Origin of the sequence: Mycobacterium sp. SA01 (genome assembly GCF_041287105.1) — a bacterium.
Classification (GTDB): Bacteria; Actinomycetota; Actinomycetes; order Mycobacteriales; family Mycobacteriaceae; genus Mycobacterium.
This window is the reverse complement of record NZ_JBGGNO010000019.1, coordinates 225,432-245,284: the sequence shown is the minus strand read 5'-3', so window position 1 is coordinate 245,284 and position 19,853 is coordinate 225,432. Positions and strand designations below refer to the sequence as shown.

The 19,853-nt window shown below is 69.5% G+C and carries 18 protein-coding genes; 10 read left to right on the top strand and 8 right to left on the bottom strand.

Annotated elements, in window-relative coordinates; translation table 11 throughout:
- Nucleotides 1-44 precede the first annotated feature (44 nt).
- On the top strand, nucleotides 45-845 hold the full coding sequence (locus AB4879_RS17115; protein WP_199190068.1) for a ParA family protein: 801 nt from the start codon (nucleotides 45-47) through the stop codon (nucleotides 843-845).
- On the opposite strand, the gene AB4879_RS17110 is transcribed toward AB4879_RS17115, so the two are convergent.
- Both AB4879_RS17110 and AB4879_RS17105 read right to left on the bottom strand, forming a co-directional pair.
- The gene (locus AB4879_RS17110) at nucleotides 842-2,071 is read right to left on the bottom strand and encodes a hypothetical protein (protein WP_370508542.1); all 1,230 of its coding nucleotides are present in this window, start codon (nucleotides 2,069-2,071) and stop codon (nucleotides 842-844) included. The two genes, AB4879_RS17115 and AB4879_RS17110, sit on opposite strands and share 4 nt — an antisense overlap.
- 20 nt (nucleotides 2,072-2,091) lie before the next feature.
- Nucleotides 2,092-3,606: a DEAD/DEAH box helicase gene (locus AB4879_RS17105; protein ID WP_370508541.1), complete on the bottom strand. Its 1,515-nt coding sequence runs from the start codon at nucleotides 3,604-3,606 to the stop codon at nucleotides 2,092-2,094.
- Between the two features lie 250 nt (nucleotides 3,607-3,856).
- On the opposite strand from AB4879_RS17105, the gene AB4879_RS17100 reads away from it, so the two are divergent.
- Nucleotides 3,857-4,540: a ferritin-like fold-containing protein gene (locus tag AB4879_RS17100; RefSeq protein ID WP_102807403.1), complete on the top strand. Its 684-nt coding sequence runs from the start codon at nucleotides 3,857-3,859 to the stop codon at nucleotides 4,538-4,540.
- Nucleotides 4,541-4,553: 13 nt separating this feature from the next.
- On the opposite strand, the gene AB4879_RS17095 is transcribed toward AB4879_RS17100, so the two are convergent.
- Nucleotides 4,554-5,120: an MmpS family transport accessory protein gene (locus AB4879_RS17095; protein ID WP_370508540.1), complete on the bottom strand. Its 567-nt coding sequence runs from the start codon at nucleotides 5,118-5,120 to the stop codon at nucleotides 4,554-4,556.
- 197 nt (nucleotides 5,121-5,317) lie between these two features.
- Between AB4879_RS17095 and AB4879_RS17090 the strand changes: the two genes are divergently transcribed.
- Nucleotides 5,318-5,569, top strand: a complete 252-nt coding sequence (locus tag AB4879_RS17090; protein ID WP_036340122.1) for a DUF3107 domain-containing protein — start codon at nucleotides 5,318-5,320, stop codon at nucleotides 5,567-5,569.
- A 12-nt stretch (nucleotides 5,570-5,581) separates the two neighbouring features.
- On the opposite strand, the gene AB4879_RS17085 is transcribed toward AB4879_RS17090, so the two are convergent.
- Nucleotides 5,582-6,259, bottom strand: coding sequence for a TetR/AcrR family transcriptional regulator (locus AB4879_RS17085; RefSeq protein WP_370508539.1), 678 nt, complete (start codon nucleotides 6,257-6,259; stop codon nucleotides 5,582-5,584).
- 161 nt (nucleotides 6,260-6,420) lie between these two features.
- Between AB4879_RS17085 and AB4879_RS17080 the strand changes: the two genes are divergently transcribed.
- From AB4879_RS17080 to AB4879_RS17070, 3 genes are read left to right on the top strand one after another with little or no spacing between them, the layout of a single operon-like run.
- The gene (locus tag AB4879_RS17080; protein ID WP_370508538.1) at nucleotides 6,421-7,458 is read left to right on the top strand and encodes a DUF3152 domain-containing protein; all 1,038 of its coding nucleotides are present in this window, start codon (nucleotides 6,421-6,423) and stop codon (nucleotides 7,456-7,458) included.
- 17 nt (nucleotides 7,459-7,475) lie between these two features.
- On the top strand, nucleotides 7,476-8,651 hold the full coding sequence (moeZ, locus tag AB4879_RS17075; RefSeq protein ID WP_370508537.1) for an adenylyltransferase/sulfurtransferase MoeZ: 1,176 nt from the start codon (nucleotides 7,476-7,478) through the stop codon (nucleotides 8,649-8,651).
- A 48-nt stretch (nucleotides 8,652-8,699) separates the two neighbouring features.
- Nucleotides 8,700-9,554, top strand: coding sequence for a TIGR02569 family protein (locus AB4879_RS17070; RefSeq protein ID WP_102807407.1), 855 nt, complete (start codon nucleotides 8,700-8,702; stop codon nucleotides 9,552-9,554).
- On the opposite strand, the gene AB4879_RS17065 is transcribed toward AB4879_RS17070, so the two are convergent.
- Both AB4879_RS17065 and AB4879_RS17060 read right to left on the bottom strand, forming a co-directional pair.
- A complete protein-coding gene (locus AB4879_RS17065) occupies nucleotides 9,551-9,847 on the bottom strand; it encodes an MGMT family protein (RefSeq protein WP_370508536.1) in 297 nt (98 codons plus the stop codon). The two genes, AB4879_RS17070 and AB4879_RS17065, sit on opposite strands and share 4 nt — an antisense overlap.
- A 2-nt stretch (nucleotides 9,848-9,849) precedes the next feature.
- The gene (locus tag AB4879_RS17060; protein WP_370508535.1) at nucleotides 9,850-10,635 is read right to left on the bottom strand and encodes an alpha/beta fold hydrolase; all 786 of its coding nucleotides are present in this window, start codon (nucleotides 10,633-10,635) and stop codon (nucleotides 9,850-9,852) included.
- A 55-nt stretch (nucleotides 10,636-10,690) separates the two neighbouring features.
- Here AB4879_RS17060 and AB4879_RS17055 point away from each other — a divergent pair, with 55 nt between their 5' ends.
- Both AB4879_RS17055 and AB4879_RS17050 read left to right on the top strand, forming a co-directional pair.
- Entirely contained in the window at nucleotides 10,691-13,819 is a 3,129-nt protein-coding gene (locus tag AB4879_RS17055; RefSeq protein ID WP_370508534.1) for an ATP-dependent helicase, read from the top strand.
- Nucleotides 13,816-17,049, top strand: a complete 3,234-nt coding sequence (locus AB4879_RS17050) for an ATP-dependent helicase (protein ID WP_370508533.1) — start codon at nucleotides 13,816-13,818, stop codon at nucleotides 17,047-17,049. The genes AB4879_RS17055 and AB4879_RS17050 overlap by 4 nt, the downstream gene beginning before the upstream one ends.
- Here AB4879_RS17050 and AB4879_RS17045 read toward each other — a convergent pair.
- Complete coding sequence (locus tag AB4879_RS17045) at nucleotides 17,024-17,434, bottom strand: hypothetical protein (RefSeq protein ID WP_102807412.1); 411 nt, start codon at nucleotides 17,432-17,434, stop codon at nucleotides 17,024-17,026. The genes AB4879_RS17050 and AB4879_RS17045 overlap by 26 nt on opposite strands.
- Before the next feature lie 63 nt (nucleotides 17,435-17,497).
- Here AB4879_RS17045 and AB4879_RS17040 point away from each other — a divergent pair, with 63 nt between their 5' ends.
- Both AB4879_RS17040 and nudC read left to right on the top strand, forming a co-directional pair.
- A complete protein-coding gene (locus tag AB4879_RS17040; RefSeq protein WP_102807413.1) occupies nucleotides 17,498-18,574 on the top strand; it encodes a TrkA family potassium uptake protein in 1,077 nt (358 codons plus the stop codon).
- 4 nt (nucleotides 18,575-18,578) lie between these two features.
- Complete coding sequence (gene nudC, locus AB4879_RS17035; protein WP_370508532.1) at nucleotides 18,579-19,496, top strand: NAD(+) diphosphatase; 918 nt, start codon at nucleotides 18,579-18,581, stop codon at nucleotides 19,494-19,496.
- 68 nt (nucleotides 19,497-19,564) lie between these two features.
- Here the strand turns inward: nudC and AB4879_RS17030 are convergent, their stop codons facing one another.
- Nucleotides 19,565-19,816 (bottom strand): mycoredoxin, encoded by a 252-nt coding sequence (locus AB4879_RS17030; RefSeq protein WP_036340096.1) that lies wholly within the window; start codon nucleotides 19,814-19,816, stop codon nucleotides 19,565-19,567.
- Nucleotides 19,817-19,853 lie beyond the last annotated feature (37 nt).

The following is a 19,853-nucleotide window of genomic DNA, read 5'->3' as shown; positions in this document are numbered from 1 at the left end:
GCGCGCCGTGGCAGCCGGGACGTAACGGCGGCGAACCTGCAAGGATGGTCGGTGTGACCCGAGTATTGGCGGTGGCCAACCAGAAGGGTGGGGTGGCCAAGACAACCACGGTCGCGTCTCTTGGGGCGGCTTTCACCGATGCGGGTAAGCGTGTCTTGCTCGTCGACCTGGACCCGCAGGGGTGCCTGACGTTTTCGCTGGGCGCCGATCCGGACAAGTTGCCGGTGTCGGTGCACGAGGTGCTGCTCGGCGACGTCGAGCCCAGCGCGGCGCTGGTGGAGACGGCCGAAGGCATGACGCTGCTGCCCGCCAACATCGACCTCGCCGGTGCGGAAGCGATGCTGCTGATGCGCGCCGGACGCGAGTACGCCCTCAAACGCGCACTGGACAAGCTCGACCAGTTCGACGTGGTGATCATCGACTGCCCGCCGTCGCTGGGTGTGCTCACCCTCAACGGGCTGACCGCGGCCGACGAGGTGATCGTGCCGCTGCAGTGCGAGACGCTGGCGCACCGCGGGGTCGGGCAGTTCCTGCGCACCGTCGACGACGTCCAGCAGATCACCAACCCGAACCTGAAGCTGTTGGGTGCGCTGCCCACGTTGTACGACTCGCGCACCACGCACAGCCGCGACGTGCTGCTCGACGTCGCCGACCGTTACGACCTGCCGGTGTTGGCCCCGCCGATTCCGCGCACGGTCCGCTTCGCCGAGGCAAGCGCATCCGGTTCGTCGGTGTTGGCAGGCCGAAAGAGCAAGGGCGGCACGGCGTATCGCGAGCTGGCGGCCGCGCTGCTGAAGCACTGGAAGTCCGGCAAAGCGCTGCCGACCTTCACTCCCGAGGTCTAGGTCTTCGGGCCGAACACGGCCAGCGCGTCACCGTGCTGCTCGATCACCGTCGAGCCGGTGACGGCGGGCACCACCGGTCCCGTGCCGGCCGGATGGGTGACGGCGATGATCCGCTCGCTGGTGCCGCTGGTCGGGTCGTACACCCCGATGCCGTTGGTCAGCGGGATGAGCAGCCGGCCCGCCATCATCGCGCCAGGGCCCAGCGGGGCCACCGCTTCCGACGCTTCGATGGTGTAGCGGTAGGACAGCCGCGCATCGAACACTTCCACGCTGTCGCCGGTCCACCAGGTGTACAAGTCGCCGGCGTGGGTGACGGCCTGGGCCGGATTGGCAAGCACCGGAGCCTTTTTCAGAAGAGTGCTGGCGATCTTGGTGCCCGTGTCGTCGTACACGGCGATCTGCGGTTGGGGGGACGGCAGGTACACCGCGGTGGTGGTGCCCGACACCGCCAGCACGCGGGCCTCGGAGTCGGCACTGACGCCGGGCAGCGGGACGTTCTTGGTGTCGGGCTCGTCTTCTTCCTTCGCCGGCTTGAGCAGCGTCAGGCGCAGGTCTTTCTGGTCGCGGCAGGCTTCCATGACCGAGACGGCCTCGTCACTGGCTGCCGCCGACATCAGGGTGCAGCCCGTGCCGATGCCCTGGTTGACCGGTTTGACCCGGGCATCGATCTCGCCGTAGGACAGCATGCGCACCAGATCTGAGCGCCACAGTTCCAGCCGGGTGGGACCGGCCGACAGCACGGCGCTGCCGTTGGAGCTGAGCACCACCTGCTTGTCGGCGTAGGCGGTGCGGGTCGGTCCGCGTTGGCCGGTGCCGCCGTTGATGCTGCTGACCTGTCCGCAGCCACGCGAATCCGGATACACCGCGACAGCAAGGTCGTAAACGTAGGACACCCCGCACAGGTTCGTATCGCGGGCGAACGTCCAGCGGATCTGACCGTTTTGCGGGTCATGCCCATCGACGGTCCGTCCGTCGCCGGTCACCACGGTGCCGCCGACGACGATCGGGCTCAGCGTGCGCGGGCTGCTCGCGGTCCACAACTGGTGCAGCGTGGCGGGAACCACCCGCGCCGGGACCGGATTGGGCGCCGGCGATGTGGCGGGCCGGCTGATCGTGGCCCGCGCGGAGCTGTTCCACCAGAACAGCGCGGCGATGACGGCCACGACAAGTGCGATCGTCGCCGCGGCGATGAGATCGCCCTTGGTGCGGCGCTCGGGTCTGACCATCTAGGCGACGATAGCGGTCGTCAGCCTGCGGTTGCGGGGGCCTCGGCGGCGTTGCGCGGACGACGCCGGCGACGGCGCTTGCGGGCCGGGCTGTCGTCGCCACCCTCGACCGGCTGGTCGCCGCCTGCGGGGGAGTCGGACTGCGTGGCGGTGTGTCCGTTGGCGCCCTCGCCGCCGCGGGTACGCCGGCGAGAACGGTTGCGGCTGGGCCGCTCCCGGTTGGAGTCGGCGGAGCTGATCCGCGTGCCGTCCTGGGACTTGGCGCTCTGGGACTTGGCGCCCTGCGATTTGCGTGCGGCGCCGACCGTGCCGCCGGCGTCGGTGGGGATGCCGAGCTCTTCGTAGAAGTGCGGCGAGTTCGAGTAGGTCTCGGCGGGATCGGCGCAGTCGAGCTTGAGCGCGGTGTTGATCATCGACCACCGGTCGAGCTCATCCCAGTCCACCAAAGTGATCGCGATGCCGGTCTTGCCTGCCCGGCCGGTACGGCCGATGCGGTGCACGTAGGCCTGCTCGTCCTCGGGAATCTGGTAGTTGATCACATGCGTGATGTCGTCGATGTCGATGCCGCGGGCCGCTACGTCGGTCGCCACCAGCACGTCGATGTCGCCGTTGCGGAACGACTTGAGCGCCTTCTCGCGGGCGATCTGGCCCAGGTCGCCGTGCACGGCGCCGACCTTGAACCCGCGCTCGGCCAACTCGTCGGACACCTTCTGCGCGGTCCGCTTGGTGCGGGTGAAGATCATCGTCGCGCCGCGGCCCTGCGCCTGCAGGATGCGGCTGACCATCTCGACCTTGTCCAGCGCGTGGGCGCGGTAGACGAACTGCTCGGTGCTGTCGTGGGTCGCGGCCCCCTGCACGCCCTCGGCGCGGATGTGGGTGGGCTGGTTCATGAACGTGCGGGCCAGCGTGATGATGGGGTCCGGCATGGTCGCCGAGAACAGCATGGCCTGGCGCTCGGTCGGGATCTGCTTGAGGATCCGTTCGATGTCGGGCAGGAAGCCCAGGTCCAGCATTTCGTCGGCCTCGTCGAGCACCAGAACCGACAGGCCACCGAGCTGCAGGTGGCCCTGCTGGGCGAGGTCGAGCAACCGGCCCGGGGTGCCGACGACGACGTCGACGCCCTTCTGGAGCGCCTCGATCTGCGGCTCGTACGGGCGGCCGCCGTAGATGGCGGTGACGGTCAGCTTGCGCGACTCATCGGCCTTCAGGTACTTCGATGCGGCGACCAGGTCGCCGTGGACCTGCAAACACAGCTCACGGGTCGGGACCACGACGAGCGCGCGCGGAGTGCCGGTCAGCGGCCGCGTGGTGTCGGTGGTGATGCGGTGCAGCAGCGGCACACCGAAGGCGAGGGTCTTGCCCATGCCGGTGCGGGCCTGGCCGATCAGGTCGTCGCCGGCCAGCGCCATCGGCAGGGTCTGCTCCTGGATGGCGAAGGCGAATTCCTTGCCTTCTTCGGACAGCGCCCGGACGATCTCGTCACGTACTCCGAGCTGGGCGAATGAGATTTGGGGATGGATTGTCAGTGGGGTCATGTGGTGGCGTTGTGCCTTCCGTAGTCGGTCCTCGAATGCGTTGTCACGCGCGCACGAGTTCTGACTTCGGAATGGAGTCGGTGCCATCGATTCGATGCCCCGATTCGCCGGGCCCTGCACTGAGGGAGCGGGCCCACTGCGTGCACGCACATTTCGTTGACCACGCCTCACGGCGTTCGTCAGACCCCATCATAGCTGGTCGCGCTCTCCGGGACTGATCGGCGCTCTGGCCGGGACTACAGTGACGGCCATGACGGCCCCCCAGCCCGCCTCGGAGTCACCGGCGCGGATCACCGCCGACCACCCCGGCGTCAACGAGTTGTTCGCGCTGCTGGCCTACGGCGAGGTCGCCGCGTTCTACCGGCTGACCGAGGAAGCCCGGATGGCTCCGGACCTGCGCGGCCGGATCAACATGGCCAGCATGGCCGCTGCCGAGATGGCGCATTACGAGCTGCTGCGTGAGGCGCTGGAAGCGCGCGGTGTCGACGTCGTGCCGGCGATGACGCGGTATGCGTCGGCGTTGGAGAACTATCACCGGCTGACCACGCCCAGCACCTGGCTCGAGGCGTTGGTCAAGACGTATGTCGGTGACGCGCTGGCGGCGGACTTCTACCTCGAGATCGCGGACGTGCTGCCCGACGAGGTGGCCTCGGTGGTGCGCGGGGTGCTGTCCGAGACCGGGCATTCGCAGTTCGTGGTCGCCGAGGTTCGCAAGGCTGTGACCAGCAGTGGACGCCAGCGCAGCCGGTTGGCGCTGTGGTCGCGCCGGCTGCTCGGCGAGGCGATCACCCAGGCTCAGTACGTGCTGGCCGAGCGTGACGAACTCGTCGATCTGGTGCTGGCCGGTCCGGGTGGCCTCGGGCAGGTCGCCGATTTTTTCGACCGGCTGCAGCGCACGCACGCCGAGCGGATGGGCGAACTGGGCCTGACCTAGAACTGGGCCTGACCTAACGGTTGCAGGTCGCCGAGATGGTGTTGTCGGTCGCGGCGGCTACGGTCGCCCCCCGCGCATCGGTAATCCAGCAGTTCAGCTGACTTCCGTTGCTGCTGGCGGTCACGTAGTTGACGGGCACGGTCGGCACGACGGTCAGCCGCCAGGGCAGGGAGACGTTCTCGACGGTGCGCAGGGCGCCCACCTCGTCGGCGTAGGTGATCGTGACCGGGTCGTCGGGGCGCTGATTGCCCGCCACGGTGTAGACGATCTCGGCGGGATCGACCGTCGCCTGCGCCATCGGGGCCGCCGCCGCGCTCGGCGGCGGGACCATGACCGGTGTCTCGATGGGCAGGCCGGGGACGGTGACGGTGACCGGGGCCGGCGGTGGGGTCGACGTCCGGGGACCGGGAATCGCCACCACGGTGCGGGTGGGTGTGGTGCTGGAATCGGCGATGGTGCTGGCGGCGTCCCCGGTCCGCACCACGAACGTCGTCGCGGTGGCGGCGACCAGGACGCCGCCGACGGTCAGCGCCACGCGGGGCCACTGGACCAGCCGCTTCCGGCGCAAGGTGTCGCTCACGAGAAAAGGTTATGGACGCGCGCACCTGGCCACGGCGCGGCGCGCCTGTCCGTTGCCATGCTGTTATCGCAGCTTGACGCACTATTCGCTAACCGCGAACGGCTGGCCGCGACCGTGGAACGTCTTTGGTTCGGAGCGTCCACTAGCCTTCGTTGGGTAGATGCGCACACGACGCAGACGAGAGAGAAGGGGCCAGCGTGGAGGTCAAGATCGGTGTCACGGACAGTCCGCGTGAGCTCGTGTTCGCCAGCTCCCAGACGCCCGCTGAGGTCGAAGAGCTGGTGACCTCGGCGTTCGCCAAGGACGGCCCGGATGTGCTGAGCCTGAGCGACGACAAGGGTCGCCGCTTCCTGGTGCAGACCGCCAAGATCAGCTATGTCGAGATCGGTGTCGCCGACGTGCGGCGGGTCGGATTCGGGATCGGCGCGGGCGGTGCTGCCGGCGCGTAGCCGTTGGGGCCGCTAGGAGCGCGTCAGCGGGACGTGTGACAGTCCGCCCCAGGCGAACTGCACCGTCCCGTCGACCGCGGTCTCCTTGGAGACCGGGCGGTCGGCGTCCAGCCAGTACCTGGCGCAGTCGACGCTGATCGCCACCAGGCCCACCGCGATCATCCGGGCGCGATGCGGATCCAGCCCGGAGTCGCGGCTGATCAGGTCGAACACCGCGTCGGTGCAGGCTTCGGTGGCCACCTTGACCTGCGAGGCGACCTGCGGCTCGGTGACGTAGTCGTTCTCGAAGATCAGCCGGTAGCCCTGGCCGTCGTGCTCGATGAAATCGAAGAAGGCCTGCACCGCGGCGCGCAGTCGCTGCCGGTTGTCGGTGGTGGTCCGCAGGGCCTGCCGGACCCCGGACACCAGGTTCTCGACGTGCCGGTTCAGGACCGCCAGATAGAGCTCGAGTTTGCTCGAAAAATGTTGGTACAGAACGGGTTTGCTGACACCGGCGCGGTCGGCGATCTCGTCCATTCCGGCGGCGTGATAGCCGCGGTCGACGAAGACCTCGCTGGCCGCGATCAGTAGCTGGCCACGGCGCTCGTCGCGCGGCAAGCGGCTTCCGCGCCGCGGCGCGGCCGCGGCGGGACGGTCGCCACTGGCTGTTCGAGCGGACTTCCGCTCGGCCGTGTCGGCGAGTTCGCTCATCGAGTCCTCAATCTGGTTCTGTGGCCGGTCGCCGTGCCCCCGCGCTACCGGCCCGTCGCGTCGACATTACTACCCGGCTGGGGTTACTCGCCCGTAGCTGCGTCCGGCGGGCGCGGGCGCGCCGGAACTCCCGTGTTCGGCTGTTGTGCCATCCTGGGGCGGTGACCTACGACCCGGGGCACCGCGGCGGCGGTCGGGTGCCGGTGCTGCGCGACGAGTGGCGGGAGCCGCTGCGCGCGTTGCGCGACCCGTTGGCGGGGGAGTCGGGCCGGGCCAGATCCAACCGGGATCAGCATCGTCAATGGCGTAAGCAGAGCTGGCTGGGCCGGTTCATATCGACCTACGGCTGGCGCGCGTATGCCTTGCCCGTTCTGGTCGTGGTCACCGGAGTGGTGCTCTACCAAACGATCACCGGCACCGCCGCTCCCGCGGCTCAACACACCGCCCACGGCCCGGTGCAGGGCCCGCCGACGATCGGGTCGAGCGGGACGGCGATCATCGGTGCGCCACCCCGTGGGCTCACCGAGTTCGACGCCAACCTGCCGACCGGGATCCTGCCGGAGGGCGGAGCGTTCACCGAGGCCGGCGCCAAGACGTGGCACATCGTGCCGGGTACGACGCCGAAGGTCGGTGACGGAACCGCGAAGACGTTCACCTACACCGTCGAGGTCGAAGACGGTGTCGACACCGCGTCGTTCGGCGGTGACGAAGGATTCGCCCGGATGGTCTCCGAGACGCTGGGCAACCCCAAGAGCTGGATTCACAATCCGCAGTTCGCCTTTCAGCGGGTCGACGCCCCGGACGTCAAGCCGGACTTCCGGGTGTCGCTGACGTCGCCGATGACGGTGCGTGAGGGCTGCGGCTATGAGATCCCGCTGGAGTCGTCCTGCTACAACCCGGCCTACGGCCCGGACGCGCAACCGCGTGTCTTCATCAACGAGGCGCGGTGGGTGCGCGGTGCGGTGCCGTTCCAGGGCGACATCGGCTCCTACCGGCAATACCTGATCAACCATGAGGTCGGCCACGCGATCGGCTACCAGCATCACGAGCCCTGCGCCGACAGCGGTGGCCTGGCGCCGGTGATGATGCAGCAGACCTTCTCGACCGCCGACGACGACGCGTCGCGCTTCGATCCGGAGTACGTCAAGGCTGACGGCAAGACCTGCCGGTTCAACCCCTGGCCGTATCCGATCGCCTGACGATCCTAGGAGTGCCGGTGCCCTCGTTGCCGCCGCTGGTCGAGCCAGCCGCCGAGCTCACTCGCGACGAGGTCGCGCGGTACAGCCGACACCTGATCATCCCGGATCTCGGTGTCGACGGTCAGAAGCGCTTGAAGAACGCCAGGGTGCTCGTGATCGGGGCGGGCGGGCTCGGCTCGCCGACGCTGCTCTATCTGGCGGCCGCCGGCGTCGGCACGATCGGCATCGTCGAGTTCGACGTGGTCGACGAGTCCAACCTGCAGCGCCAGATCATCCACGGCCAGTCCGATATCGGCCGCTCCAAGGCCCACAGCGCGCGGGACTCCATCCTCGAGGTCAACCCGCTGGTGACCGTCCGCCTGCACGAGCAGCGGCTGGAACCCGACAACGCGGTGCAGCTATTCGAGCAGTACGACGTGATCCTCGACGGCACCGACAACTTCGCCACCCGCTATCTGGTGAACGACGCCGCAGTGCTCGCGCACAAGCCGTACGTATGGGGTTCGATCTACCGCTTCGAAGGTCAGGTCTCGGTGTTCTGGGAGGACGCTCCGGACGGGCTGGGCTTGAATTACCGCGACCTCTATCCCGAGCCGCCACCACCGGGCCTGGTGCCGTCCTGCGCGGAGGGCGGCGTGCTGGGCATCCTGTGCGCGTCGATCGCCTCGATCATGGGCACCGAGGCCATCAAGCTCATCACCGGCATCGGCGAGACGCTGCTGGGCCGGCTGATCATGTACGACGCGCTGGCCATGACGTACCGCACGATCACCATCCGCAAGGATCCGGAGACCCCGAAGATCACTGGGCTGATCGATTACGAGTCGTTCTGCGGCGTGGTGTCCGACGCGGCGGTCGATGCCGCGCAGGATTCCACCGTCACCCCGCGCGAACTGCGTGAGCTGCTCGATTCCGGGAAGAACGTGGCGTTGATCGACGTCCGCGAGCCGGTCGAGTGGGAGATCAATCACATCGCCGGCGCCGAGCTCATCCCCAAGTCGGCGATCGAGTCCGGCGAGGGCCTGTCGAGGTTGCCACACGACCGCACACCGGTGCTGTACTGCAAGACCGGGGTTCGCTCCGCGGAGATGCTGGCGGTGGTGAAGAAGGCAGGTTTCGCCGATGCGATGCACCTGCAGGGCGGCATCGTGGCCTGGGCGAAGCAAATCGATCCCGACATGGTGCTCTACTGACGGCTACTTTGCGTCGCGACAATTTAGGCTGTCGGGGTGGCTGACGGGGTGAGTGATGAGCGCCCGCCTGAGCATGTACTGGCCGCGTTCGGTCTCAAGAGCCACGATCCCGAACCGCTGGGGGCGGGTTGGGAAGGTGGCTTCAAGTGCGGCGAGGTGGTGCTGTCGGTGATCGCCGACCACGCCAGGGCCGCCTGGTCGGCGAAAGCGCGCGAGACGTTGTTCGTCGACGGGGTCCGGCTGGCGCGGCCGGTGCGGTCGACCGACGGACGCTACGTGGTCTCGGGTTGGCGGGCAGACACATTCGTCGCCGGTAGCCCGGAGCCCCGCCACGACGAGGTCGTGTCGGCGGGGGTGCGGTTGCACGAGGCGACCGCCAAACTGGAACGGCCGAGGTTCCTGACCCAGGCGCCGGTCGCTCCGTGGAGCGATGTCGACGTGTTCATCGCCGCCGACCGGGCCGCGTGGGAGGAACGTCCGCTGCATTCACTGCCGCCCGGCGCGCTGGTGGCTCCGGGATCGGCCGACGGCGAGCGGTCGGTGGAACTGATCAATCAGCTGGCCGGCTTGCGTAAGCCCACCAAGAGTCCCAACCAGCTGGTGCACGGCGATCTGTACGGCACCGTGTTGTTCGCGGGGACGGCGGCACCGGGCATCACCGACATCACCCCCTATTGGCGGCCGGCATCGTGGGCGGCCGGGGTGGTCGTCGTCGACGCGCTGGCGTGGGGTGAGGCCGACGACGGTCTGATCGAGCGGTGGGACGCGTTGCCGGAGTGGCCGCAGATGCTGTTGCGCGCGTTGATGTTCCGGCTCGCCGTGCATGCACTGCATCCACGCTCGACGGCGGCCGCGTTCCCCGGTTTGGCCCGTACCGCCGCGTTGATCCGGCTGGTTCTCTAGAACTGGTGTCGGGTCTGCGCCAGGTCGATCCGGCCGTCGTGGGCCAGTACACCTTCGGCGCGCAGCAATTCGAGTTGACGGGTCGTCAGATGAGCGGCCGGACGCCCGGACGCGGTGATCACCCGATGCCACGCCAGGTCAGAGGAATCGGTGCGCATGATCCAGCCGACGATGCGCGGACTGGAAAGCTGTGCCGCCGAGGCGATGTCACCGTAGGTCGCGACCCGGCCTGGAGGGATGGCCGCGACCAGCTCACGCACCCGCTCGACTTGCGCGTCGGTGATCGGGGCCATCGCTACGGCTCCAGCAGATCCCGGATGACCTTCGCGGTCTCCTCCGGTTTGGCGTGCGGCACCATGTGGAGGCAATCGAAATCGGCCAGGGTGAAATCGTCGCCGAGCCGGCCTGCGAGGCCGTCGAGCAATTCCGGACTGACGTACGGCGGATCCGTCCACTGCGCGCGTACCAGCGTCGTCGGAGTCCCGGTACGTGGCAGCACGATATCGCGGGCGAGCTCACTCCAATACGACATCATCGCGGGCACACAGATCCGCCAGCCGACGCGGCCGTTCGGCAGTTCGATCAGGTGCTCGTCGAGATCCTCGTCGAGTTCGGCCGGGTCCACGTCGGCCCATGAGCCGCTGAACTTCTCGGTGCGGGCCTCGTCGCGGTCGGGGTAGTCGGGGGAGGACAGCATCGAGTCGGCGATCTCGCGCATCCACTGCCCGTCCAGGCCGATCGCGGGATCCAGCAGCACCAACCCGGACACCAGGTCCGGGTACGCCGCCGCGAGATTCAGTGCGATCGCACCGCCGAAGGAGTGGCCCACCACCAGCACCGGCCCGTCGGCGTCGTCCTCCAGCAGGCTTGCCAGCGCCGCGACATTGGCGTCGATGGTCCACGGGGCCGACCACGACGACCGGCCGTGCCCGATCAGATCGGGTGCGGCCATGGCGAACTCCGGCAGGTGGTTCTGCGACAGCGCGCGCCAGCGACGGCCGTGGCCGGTCAGACCGTGGATGGCCAGGATCCGGATGGGTCCGGGCGGCCCGAAACGGTGGACGTGAAGATCGTGGGTCACGGGTCTCATGCTGCCAGTTCGCGAACTTGTCGGTGGTGCGTGGTGACATACCCGCATGACCTCCGCACTGCTGGCCCGGGCGACCGAACCTGCCGATGTGCTGCGCCCGGAATTGCGCGGCACGGTTCGGATCGTCGGCGGCCCGGGCACCGGCAAGACCAGCCTGCTGGTGGCGGCGGCCGCGGCACACATCGCCGCGGGGACCGACCCGGAATCTGTTCTGCTGCTGACGGGTTCGGGCCGCTTGGCCGGTGCCACCCGCAGCGCGCTGACCGCCCGGCTGCTCGCGGCTCGCTCGGCTGAGCCGTGCCGTGCGGTGGTGCGGGAGCCGCTGGTCCGGTCGGTGCACAGCTACGCCTTCGCGGTCCTGCGGCAGGCCGCCGCCCGCGCTGGTGACCCGCCGCCGCGGCTGGTCACCGGGGCGGAGCAGGATGGCATCATCCGCGAATTGCTGGCCGGTGACCTCGAGGACGGTGACGCGTCGGCGTCGCGGTGGCCGCAGGTCCTCCGCCCCGCGCTGACCACCGGCGGGTTCGCCAACGAGCTTCGGGATCTGTTGGCCCGCTGCGCCGAGCGGGGAGTGGATCCGCAGCACCTGCAACGCATCGGCCGGTTATCCGGGCGGCCCGAGTGGGCGGCCGCGGGGCGCTTCGCCCAGCAGTACGAACAGGTGATGCTGCTGCGCGCGGCCGTGGGCACCGCTGCGCCACAGGCCACGGTGCCTGCGCTCGGCGCGGCAGAGCTGGTCGGTGCCGCGCTGGAGGCGCTGGCATCCGATCCCGAACTGCTTGCGGCTGAACGGTCTCGAATCCGGTTGCTGCTCATCGACGATGCCCAGCACCTCGACCCGCAGGCCGCGCGGCTGGTCCGGGTGTTGGCGGCCGGCACGGAACTGACTCTGCTTGCCGGGGACCCGAATCAGGCGGTCTTCGGCTTCCGCGGCGCCGACCCGGCTGTGCTGACGGCAGCCGAGACCCCGGTGGTCGAACTGGGCCGTTCACACCGGTGCGCGCCCGCGGTGGCCCGTGCGATCAGCGGGATCGCTGCCGGGCTGCCGGGCAACAGCGCGTGGCGCGTGCTCGACGGCAATGCCGGTGACGACGGATCGGTCAGTGTGCGTATCGCCGGTTCGGCGCACGCCGAGGCGGCGCTGATCGCCGACACGCTGCGCCGCGCGCATCTCGTCGACGGTCTGCCGTGGTCGCAGCTGGCCGTCATCGTCCGGTCGCCGTCGGCGGCCGCGGCGCTGCCGCGTGCGCTGGCCGGTGCCGGTGTTCCGGTCGATGCGGCTCAGCTGGCCGGACCCGTCGCCGAACAGCCTGCGGCGCAAGCGCTGCTGGGTGTGCTGGCGGCGACCGCCGACGGTCTGACCGGCGAGCAGGCGGTGTCGCTGCTGACCGGCCCGATCGGCCGGGTGGACCCGGTGACCCTGCGCCAGCTGCGCCGGGTGTTGCGCCGCGGCGGTTCCGGCGAATTTGGCGAGCAGCTGGTCGCGGCTCTCACCACCGGTCCGGTGGATCTGCCGGTAACACTGGCGCGCCCGGTGAACCGGGTGCGTGCGGTGCTCACGGCGGCGGCCCGCGGACATCGCGGGCACCGCGACCCGCGCTACACCCTGTGGCAGGCGTGGGAGCGCAGCGGGCTGCAGCGCCGCTGGCTGTCGACGGCCGAGCGCGGCGGAACCGAAGGTGCGCTGGCCGACCGGAACCTGCACGCGGTCACCGCGTTGTTCGACATCGCCGACGACTACGTCACCCGCACCACCGGGGCGTCGCTGCGGGGGTTCGTGGATCATGTTGCGGGCCTGCAACTTCCACCGGTAAGCGGCGACGGACAGCCGGCATCGGAGACCGTCGCGGTGCTCAGTCCGCACGCGGCGCTCGAGCGTGACTGGGACCTGGTGGTGATCGCCGGCCTGCAGGACGGCCTGTGGCCCAACACCACACCCCGCGGTGGCGTGCTGGGCACCCAGCGGCTGCTGGACGTCCTCGACGGACTGGGAGACGACGTGTCGGCGCGGGCGCCCCTGCTGGCCGAGGAGCGCAGACTGCTCATCGCCGCGATGGGCCGCGCCCGGCGGGGGCTGCTGATCACCGCCGTCGACAGCGATGCCGGTGACGATGCGGCGCTGCCCTCGCCGTTCGTCGCCGAGCTCGAGGCGTACGCATGCGCCGATGACGTGCGGCCCGCCCAGCCGGTCGTCGCCCCGCCGGTGCTGGCACCGTCGGCTGTCGTCGGCCGGCTGCGGGCGGTGGTGTGCGCGCCCGCGGGTACGGTCAGCGACGGTGAACGCGCCACCGCTGCACAACAATTGGCACGGCTGGCCGCCGACGGTGTGGCCGGTGCCGACCCGGCGCAGTGGTACGGGATGACCTCGGTCAGCACCGCCGAACCGCTGTGGAGCGATGATCAGCACACCGTCACCCTGAGCCCCTCGACCGTGCAGACGCTCACCGACTGCCCGCTGCGCTGGCTGGCAGAACGGCACGGCGGCACGGAACGCCGCGACCTGCGCTCGACCTTGGGGTCGGTGGTGCACGCCCTGATCGCCGGGTCGGCGACCGGCGCGGAGCAGTTGGTGGCTGAGCTGGAAAAGCTCTGGAGCACAATTCCGTTCGACTCGACCTGGTATGCCGACAATGAATTCGAGCGGCACCGCGCCATGCTCGAGGCGTTCGTGGCGTGGCGTTCGGCGACCCGCCACGAGCTGACCGAGATCGGTACCGAGGTCGCCGTCGACGGTGTGATCGCCGAGCCCGGCGAAGGTCAGCCTGGGGTGCGGGTGCGCGGGCGGGTCGACCGGCTCGAGCGCGATGCGGAGGGCCGGCTGGTGATCGTCGACGTCAAGACCGGGAAGAGTCCCGTCACCAAGGACGACGCGCAGCGCCACGCCCAACTCGGGCTGTACCAGCTGGCCATCGCCGAAGGGGCACTGGCCGACGGGGACCGTCCCGGCGGCGGCCGGCTGGTCTACGTCGCCAAACCGAACGCATCGGGCGCCACCGAACGCGAACAGTCCGCACTCACCGCGGACAGCACAGCGCAGTGGCACCAGACCGTGCAACAGGCGGCGGCCGCGACGGCGGGACCGCAGTTCATCGCCCGGGTCAATGACGGCTGCGCACACTGCCCGATGCGCCCGTCCTGCCCTGCACACAGCGCACCGGGAACGGAGTCGTCATGACCTACAGCCCCGTCGAACTCGCTGAGGCCCTTGGTCTTCCGACGCCGACCGAGGAGCAGGCCGCGGTCATCGCTGCCCCGCCAGGACCGCTCGTCGTCATCGCCGGCGCCGGTGCGGGCAAGACCGAGACCATGGCCGCGCGGGTGGTGTGGCTGGTGGCCAATGGATTCGCCGATCCCGGTCAGGTGCTCGGCCTGACGTTCACCCGCAAGGCGGCCGGGCAGCTGCTGCGCCGGGTGCGGTCCCGGCTGGCCCGCCTGGCGGGTCACCTCGGAGGCGCCGCGCCGCAGGGAGCGCCGACGGTGAGCACCTACCACGCCTTCGCCGGTGCGTTGCTGCGCGAGTATGGACCGCTGCTTCCGGTGGAACCTGACGCCCGGCTGCTCACCGAAACCGAGTTGTGGCAACTGGCTTTCGACGTGGTCAGCAGCTACCCCGGGCCGTTGGACACCACCAAGGACCCGGCCGGTGTCACCGCGATGGTGCTCAAGCTGTCCGGCGAACTGGCCGAGCACCTGGTCGATACCGACCAGCTGCTGGGCACCCACCTCGAACTCGACCGACTGGTGCATCACCTGCCGGCCGGGCGGTATCAACGTGATCGCGGCCCGAGCCAGTTCCTGCTCGGCATGCTGGCCACCCAGACCGAGCGCACCGCCCTGGTACCGCTGATCGACGCGCTCCACGCACGGATGCGCGCCGACAAGGTGATGGACTTCGGCGCACAGATGTCGGCCGCGGCGCGGTTGGCCTCGACCTGCCCGCAGGTGGGGGAGCAGCTTCGCGCCCGCTACCGCGTTGTGCTGCTCGACGAATATCAGGACACCGGCCACGCCCAGCGCATCGCGCTGTCGTCGCTGTTCGGGGCCGGCGCCGACGAAGGCCTGGCGTTGACCGCGGTCGGCGATCCCATCCAGTCGATCTACGGTTGGCGCGGCGCGTCGGCGACCAACCTGCCGCGGTTCACCACCGACTTCCCGCAGGCCGACGGGTCCCCGGCGCCCACACTCGAACTGCGCACCAGCTGGCGCAACCCGCCGACCACATTGCACGTCGCCAACGAGATCTCCGCCGAAGCCCGCCGTCGCTCGGTCGCAGTCCGGGCGCTGCGGGCCCGCCCCGGCGCCGAGGCCGGCACGGTGCGTTGCGCGCTGCTCACCGACGTCGCCTCCGAGCGGGAGTGGGTCGCCGACCACATCGCGTCGCGCTACGCCGAGGCGGCGGCAGACAACGCTGAGCCGCCGACCGCCGCGGTGCTGGTGCGGCGCAACGCCGACGCCGGCCCGATCGCCGAGGCGCTCAGCGCCCGCGGCGTGCCCGTCGAAGTCGTCGGTCTGGCCGGTCTGCTGTCGATCCCGGAGGTCGCCGATGTGGCGGCGATGGTTCGACTGGTCGCCGATCCGGCCGCCGGCGCGGCGGCGATGCGGGTGCTGACGGGTCCACGCTGGCAACTCGGCGCCGCCGACCTCGCCGCGCTGTGGCGGCGCGCCATGGCGATCGACGGGGCTCGGCAGGCGGCCGTCACCGCTGAAGAGATCATTGCCTCCGCCGCGCCCGATGCCGACACCGCGAGCCTGGCCGACGCGCTGGCCGACCCGGGGCCGGCCACGGCGTACTCGCTTGAGGGACACCGTCGTATCACCGATCTCGCCGGTGAATTGGCCCGACTGCGAACGCTATTGGGCCACCCGGTCACCGAACTCGTCGGCGAGGTTCGGCGCGTCCTCGGGGTCGATGTTGAGGTGCGGGCTACCCGGCCCGTCGCCGCGGGCTGGGCCGGTGCCGAGCACCTCGACCGGTTCGCCGACGTGGTCGCCGACTATGCGACCCGGCCCGGGGCATGCATCAGCGGGCTGCTGGCCTACCTCGATGCGGCCGCGGTCGTGGAGAACGGTCTGGCGCCCGCCGAGGTCAACGTGGCCACCGGGCGCGTGCAGGTGCTGACCGTGCACGCCGCGAAGGGACTCGAATGGCAGGTGGTGGCGGTCCCGCACCTGTCCGCGCGGGTGTTTCCGTCCACCGCCTCCAAGCGGACCTGGCTCTCCGACCCGGCCGACCTGCCGCCGCTGCTGCGCGGGGATCGGGCCGCCGCTGGTCTGCATGGGGTTCCGGTGCTGGACACCGAACACGTCAACGATCGAAAAGCGTTGGCCGACAGCATCATGGCGCACAAGAAGCAGCTCGAACAGCGCCGCCTCGATGAGGAACGCCGACTGCTCTACGTCGCGATCACGCGAGCCGAGGACACCCTGCTGCTGTCCGGGCACCACTGGGGTTCCACGGAGAGCACACCGCGCGGGCCGTCGGATTTCCTGCACGAGATCAAGGACATCCTCGACGCCGCCGATGCGGCGGGGCAACCGTGCGGCGTGGTGGAACAGTGGGCCCCAGAGCCTGCTGACGGTGAACGAAACCCGTTGCGCGACAGCGTCCGGGAAGCGGTCTGGCCCGCCGACCCGCTCGGCCGCACCCGCGCCGACATCGAGCAGGGCGCCGCGCTGGTCCGGTCGGCGCTGGCCGGCGCGATCCCGGACTCCGGCGAGGACCCGGAGAATTGGGCCGCCGACGTCGACGCGCTGCTGGCCGAACGGGCGCGGATCGCCGCGCCGCCGCCGGTGCAGCTACCCGGGCAGCTGTCGGTCAGCGCACTGGTCGAACTCGACCGCGATCCTGCGGCGCTGCGCCGGCTGACCCGCAGGCTGCCGTCGCGGCCCGATCCGCACGCGATCCTGGGCACCGCATTCCACGAATGGGTGCAGCGCTTCTACGGCGCCGAGCGGCTCTTCGACCTCGACGACCTGCCGGGAGCCGTCGACGGCGCCGCCACTGAGACCGCGGAGCTGACCGTTCTGCAGGACGCATTCACGAAATCGCGGTGGGCGGCGCGCACTCCGGTCGACGTGGAGGTGCCGTTCGAGATGGCGATCGGCGACACGGTGGTGCGCGGACGCATCGACGCGGTGTTCGCCGATGCTGATGGCGGGATGACCGTCGTCGACTGGAAGACCGGCGAACCGCCGGCCGACGACGACGCCAAGAAGCACGCGGCCGTGCAGCTCGCGGTCTATCGCCTGGCGTGGGCGGCGATCAAGAACTGCCCGGAGTCGCACGTCCGGGCGGCGTTCCACTATGTGCGTGCCGGTGTCACCGTGACGCCGGAAAAGCTTTCCGGCCCAGAGGAATTGGTGGCCTTGCTCGCCGAAGCTAGTAGCGGGGAGCGTTGCGCCTGATGGCCAACGCCTGGGTGATCATCGGAATCTGCAACGGCAACCGGGCCAGCGCCACCAGTTTCATCGGCAACGGCTTGTCCTTCCACAACCGGCACATGTTGACGTTGGCCGGGAACACCGCGAGGTACAACGCGATCGCGAACAGCGCGGCAGCGCGACGGGTCCGCGGCACCAGCAGCATGGTCCCGATGCCGACCTCGGCCACTCCGGAGGCGTATGTGTAGAACCGGGCGTCGCCCGGGAGCTCCGCGGGCACGATCTCATCGAAGGGCTTGGGCGCCACGAAGTGCCCGACGCCGATGCCGATGAGCATCAGCGCGGCGCGGTAGGCAGGCAGCTGGCTGGGGCTGCGTGAAGGTTCGAGTTCGGTAGTCGTCGTCGGCATGGGTACATAATGCTGGAGTGGTGGCGCTCACGACGAGAGGGTTGGGCTTGACGACGGAGTCGCGTGGCCAAGGGTAGGTTGCGGCGCAGGCTCGAGGCGATCGACGAGAACCTGGCAGCCAAGCCCGACAGTGCACTCGTCGATTACCTGCACATCCCGGAGAAGTTCGTCAGTCCGGGCCGCCGCATCGCCCGCCGGTTGATCTACGCCCTGACCGCGCTGTTCCTGGCGGTCTTCATCGTCTACCTCGACCGGGACGGCTACCGGGACGTCCGCGACGGGCCGCTGACCTTCCTGGACTGCCTGTACTACGCCACCGTCTCGCTCTCGACCACCGGCTACGGCGACATCACCCCGTACACCGAGACCGCGCGTCTGGTGAACGTCTTGGTCATCACCCCGCTTCGGGTGGCATTCCTGATCGTTTTGGTCGGTACCACCGTCGAAACCCTGACCACGGCGTCGCGGCAGGCTCTCAAGATCCAGCGTTGGAGGAACAGCGTGCGCAACCACACCGTCGTCATCGGCTACGGGACGAAGGGCAGGACGGCGGTGGCCGCGATGATCGGCGACGGTGTCGCGCCGGCCGACATCGTCGTCGTCGACACCGATCAACCGTCGCTCGACCGGGCCAACGCCGCCGGACTGGTCACCGTGCGCGGGGACGCCAACAAGTCCGATGTGCTGCGGCTGGCCGGCGCCCAGCACGCCAATTCGATCATCGTGGCCACCAATAGCGATCCGACCGCGGTGCTGGTCACGCTGACCGCACGCGAGCTGGCCCCGAAAGCCAAGATCATCGCCGCGGTGCGGGAAGCCGAGAATCAGCATCTGCTGCGTCAGTCCGGCGCGGACTCGGTGGTGGTGTCCTCGGAGACCGCAGGCCGGTTGCTGGGCATCGCGACCACCACGCCCAGCGTCGTCGAGATGATCGAGGACCTGCTGACCCCGGATGCCGGCTTCGCGATCGCCGAGCGCGAGGTCGAGCACAAGGAGGTCGGCGGCTCTCCGCGCCACCTGCCCGACATCGTGCTGGGCGTGGTGCGCGGCGGGAAGCTGCTGCGCGTCGACGATCCGGACGTCGATGCCCTGGAGACCACCGACCGGCTGCTCTACGTTCGCGCCACCGGAGAAGACTGACAGCGTGGCTTTCCGACTTCGTAACGTTCCGCTGCTGTCCCGGGTTGGCGCCGACCGTGCCGATCATCTGCGTACCGACGTCGACGCCGCCATCGCCGGCTGGGCCGATGCCGCGCTGCTGCGCGTCGACCACCGCAACCAGGTGATGGTCGCCGACGGCCGGGTGTCGCTGACGGCGGCGGCCAAGCACGCCGATGCGCCGCCGCCCGATGCGGTGTTCCTGGGCCGCCTGGAGGATGGCCGGCACGTATGGGCGGTGCGCGCCGCCTTGGAGGCCCCCGAGCACGGTGAGGGCGAGGTGTCGGATCTGCGCCGTGGCGGTCAGCAGATCGACGACGTCAGCGCTCAATTGCTGGCCTCCGCGCTGGCCCTGCTGAACTGGCACGAGCACGCCCGGTACAGCGCTGTGGACGGGTCACCGACCAAAGCGGTCAAAGCGGGATGGTCGCGGCTGAATCCGCTCACCGGCCACGAGGAGTTCCCCCGCATCGACCCGGCGATCATCGTGTTGATTCACGACGGTCATGACCGGGCGGTGCTGGCCCGCCAGACCGTGTGGCCGCAGCGGTTGTTCTCGCTGCTCGCCGGCTTCGTCGAGGCGGGGGAGTCGTTCGAGAGCTGCGTGGTGCGCGAGGTCAACGAGGAGATCGGCCTCTCGGTGCGCGACGTCGAGTACCTGGGCAGTCAGCCGTGGCCGTTCCCGCGGTCACTGATGGTGGGGTTCCACGCCATCGGCGATCCCGAGCAGGAGTTCGTCTTCCACGACGGCGAGATCGCCGAGGCGGCCTGGTTCACCCGAGCCGAGGTCCGCGAAGCGCTCGAGCACGGCGACTGGAGCAGCGATTCGTCGTCGAAACTGCTGCTGCCCGGCTCGATCTCGATCGCCCGCGAGATCATCGAATCGTGGGCGCACGCCACCTAGCGCCCAAACCGACGATTGGCAGCGAAAGTGCGAGAAGAACGCCGCAATTCGTCGATCTCGGCGCGGGCCTACGACGCCAGCTTGGCCTGTACGTCTTTCAGGCTCGGGTTGGTCAGCGCCGAACCGTCGGAGAACTTCACGGTCGGGACGGTCTGGTTGCCGTTGTTGACTGACATGACGAACTTGGCGGCATCCGGGTCGTGCTCGATGTCGACTTCGGTGAACGCGATGCCCGCCGATTTCAGCGCGGTCTTCAGGCGCTTGCAGTAGCCGCACCACACGGTGGAGTACATGGTGAGCTGGGGATCGTTGCCACTCATGGGCTCGAACCTATCTTCAGCGCCAAACGTGCAATGT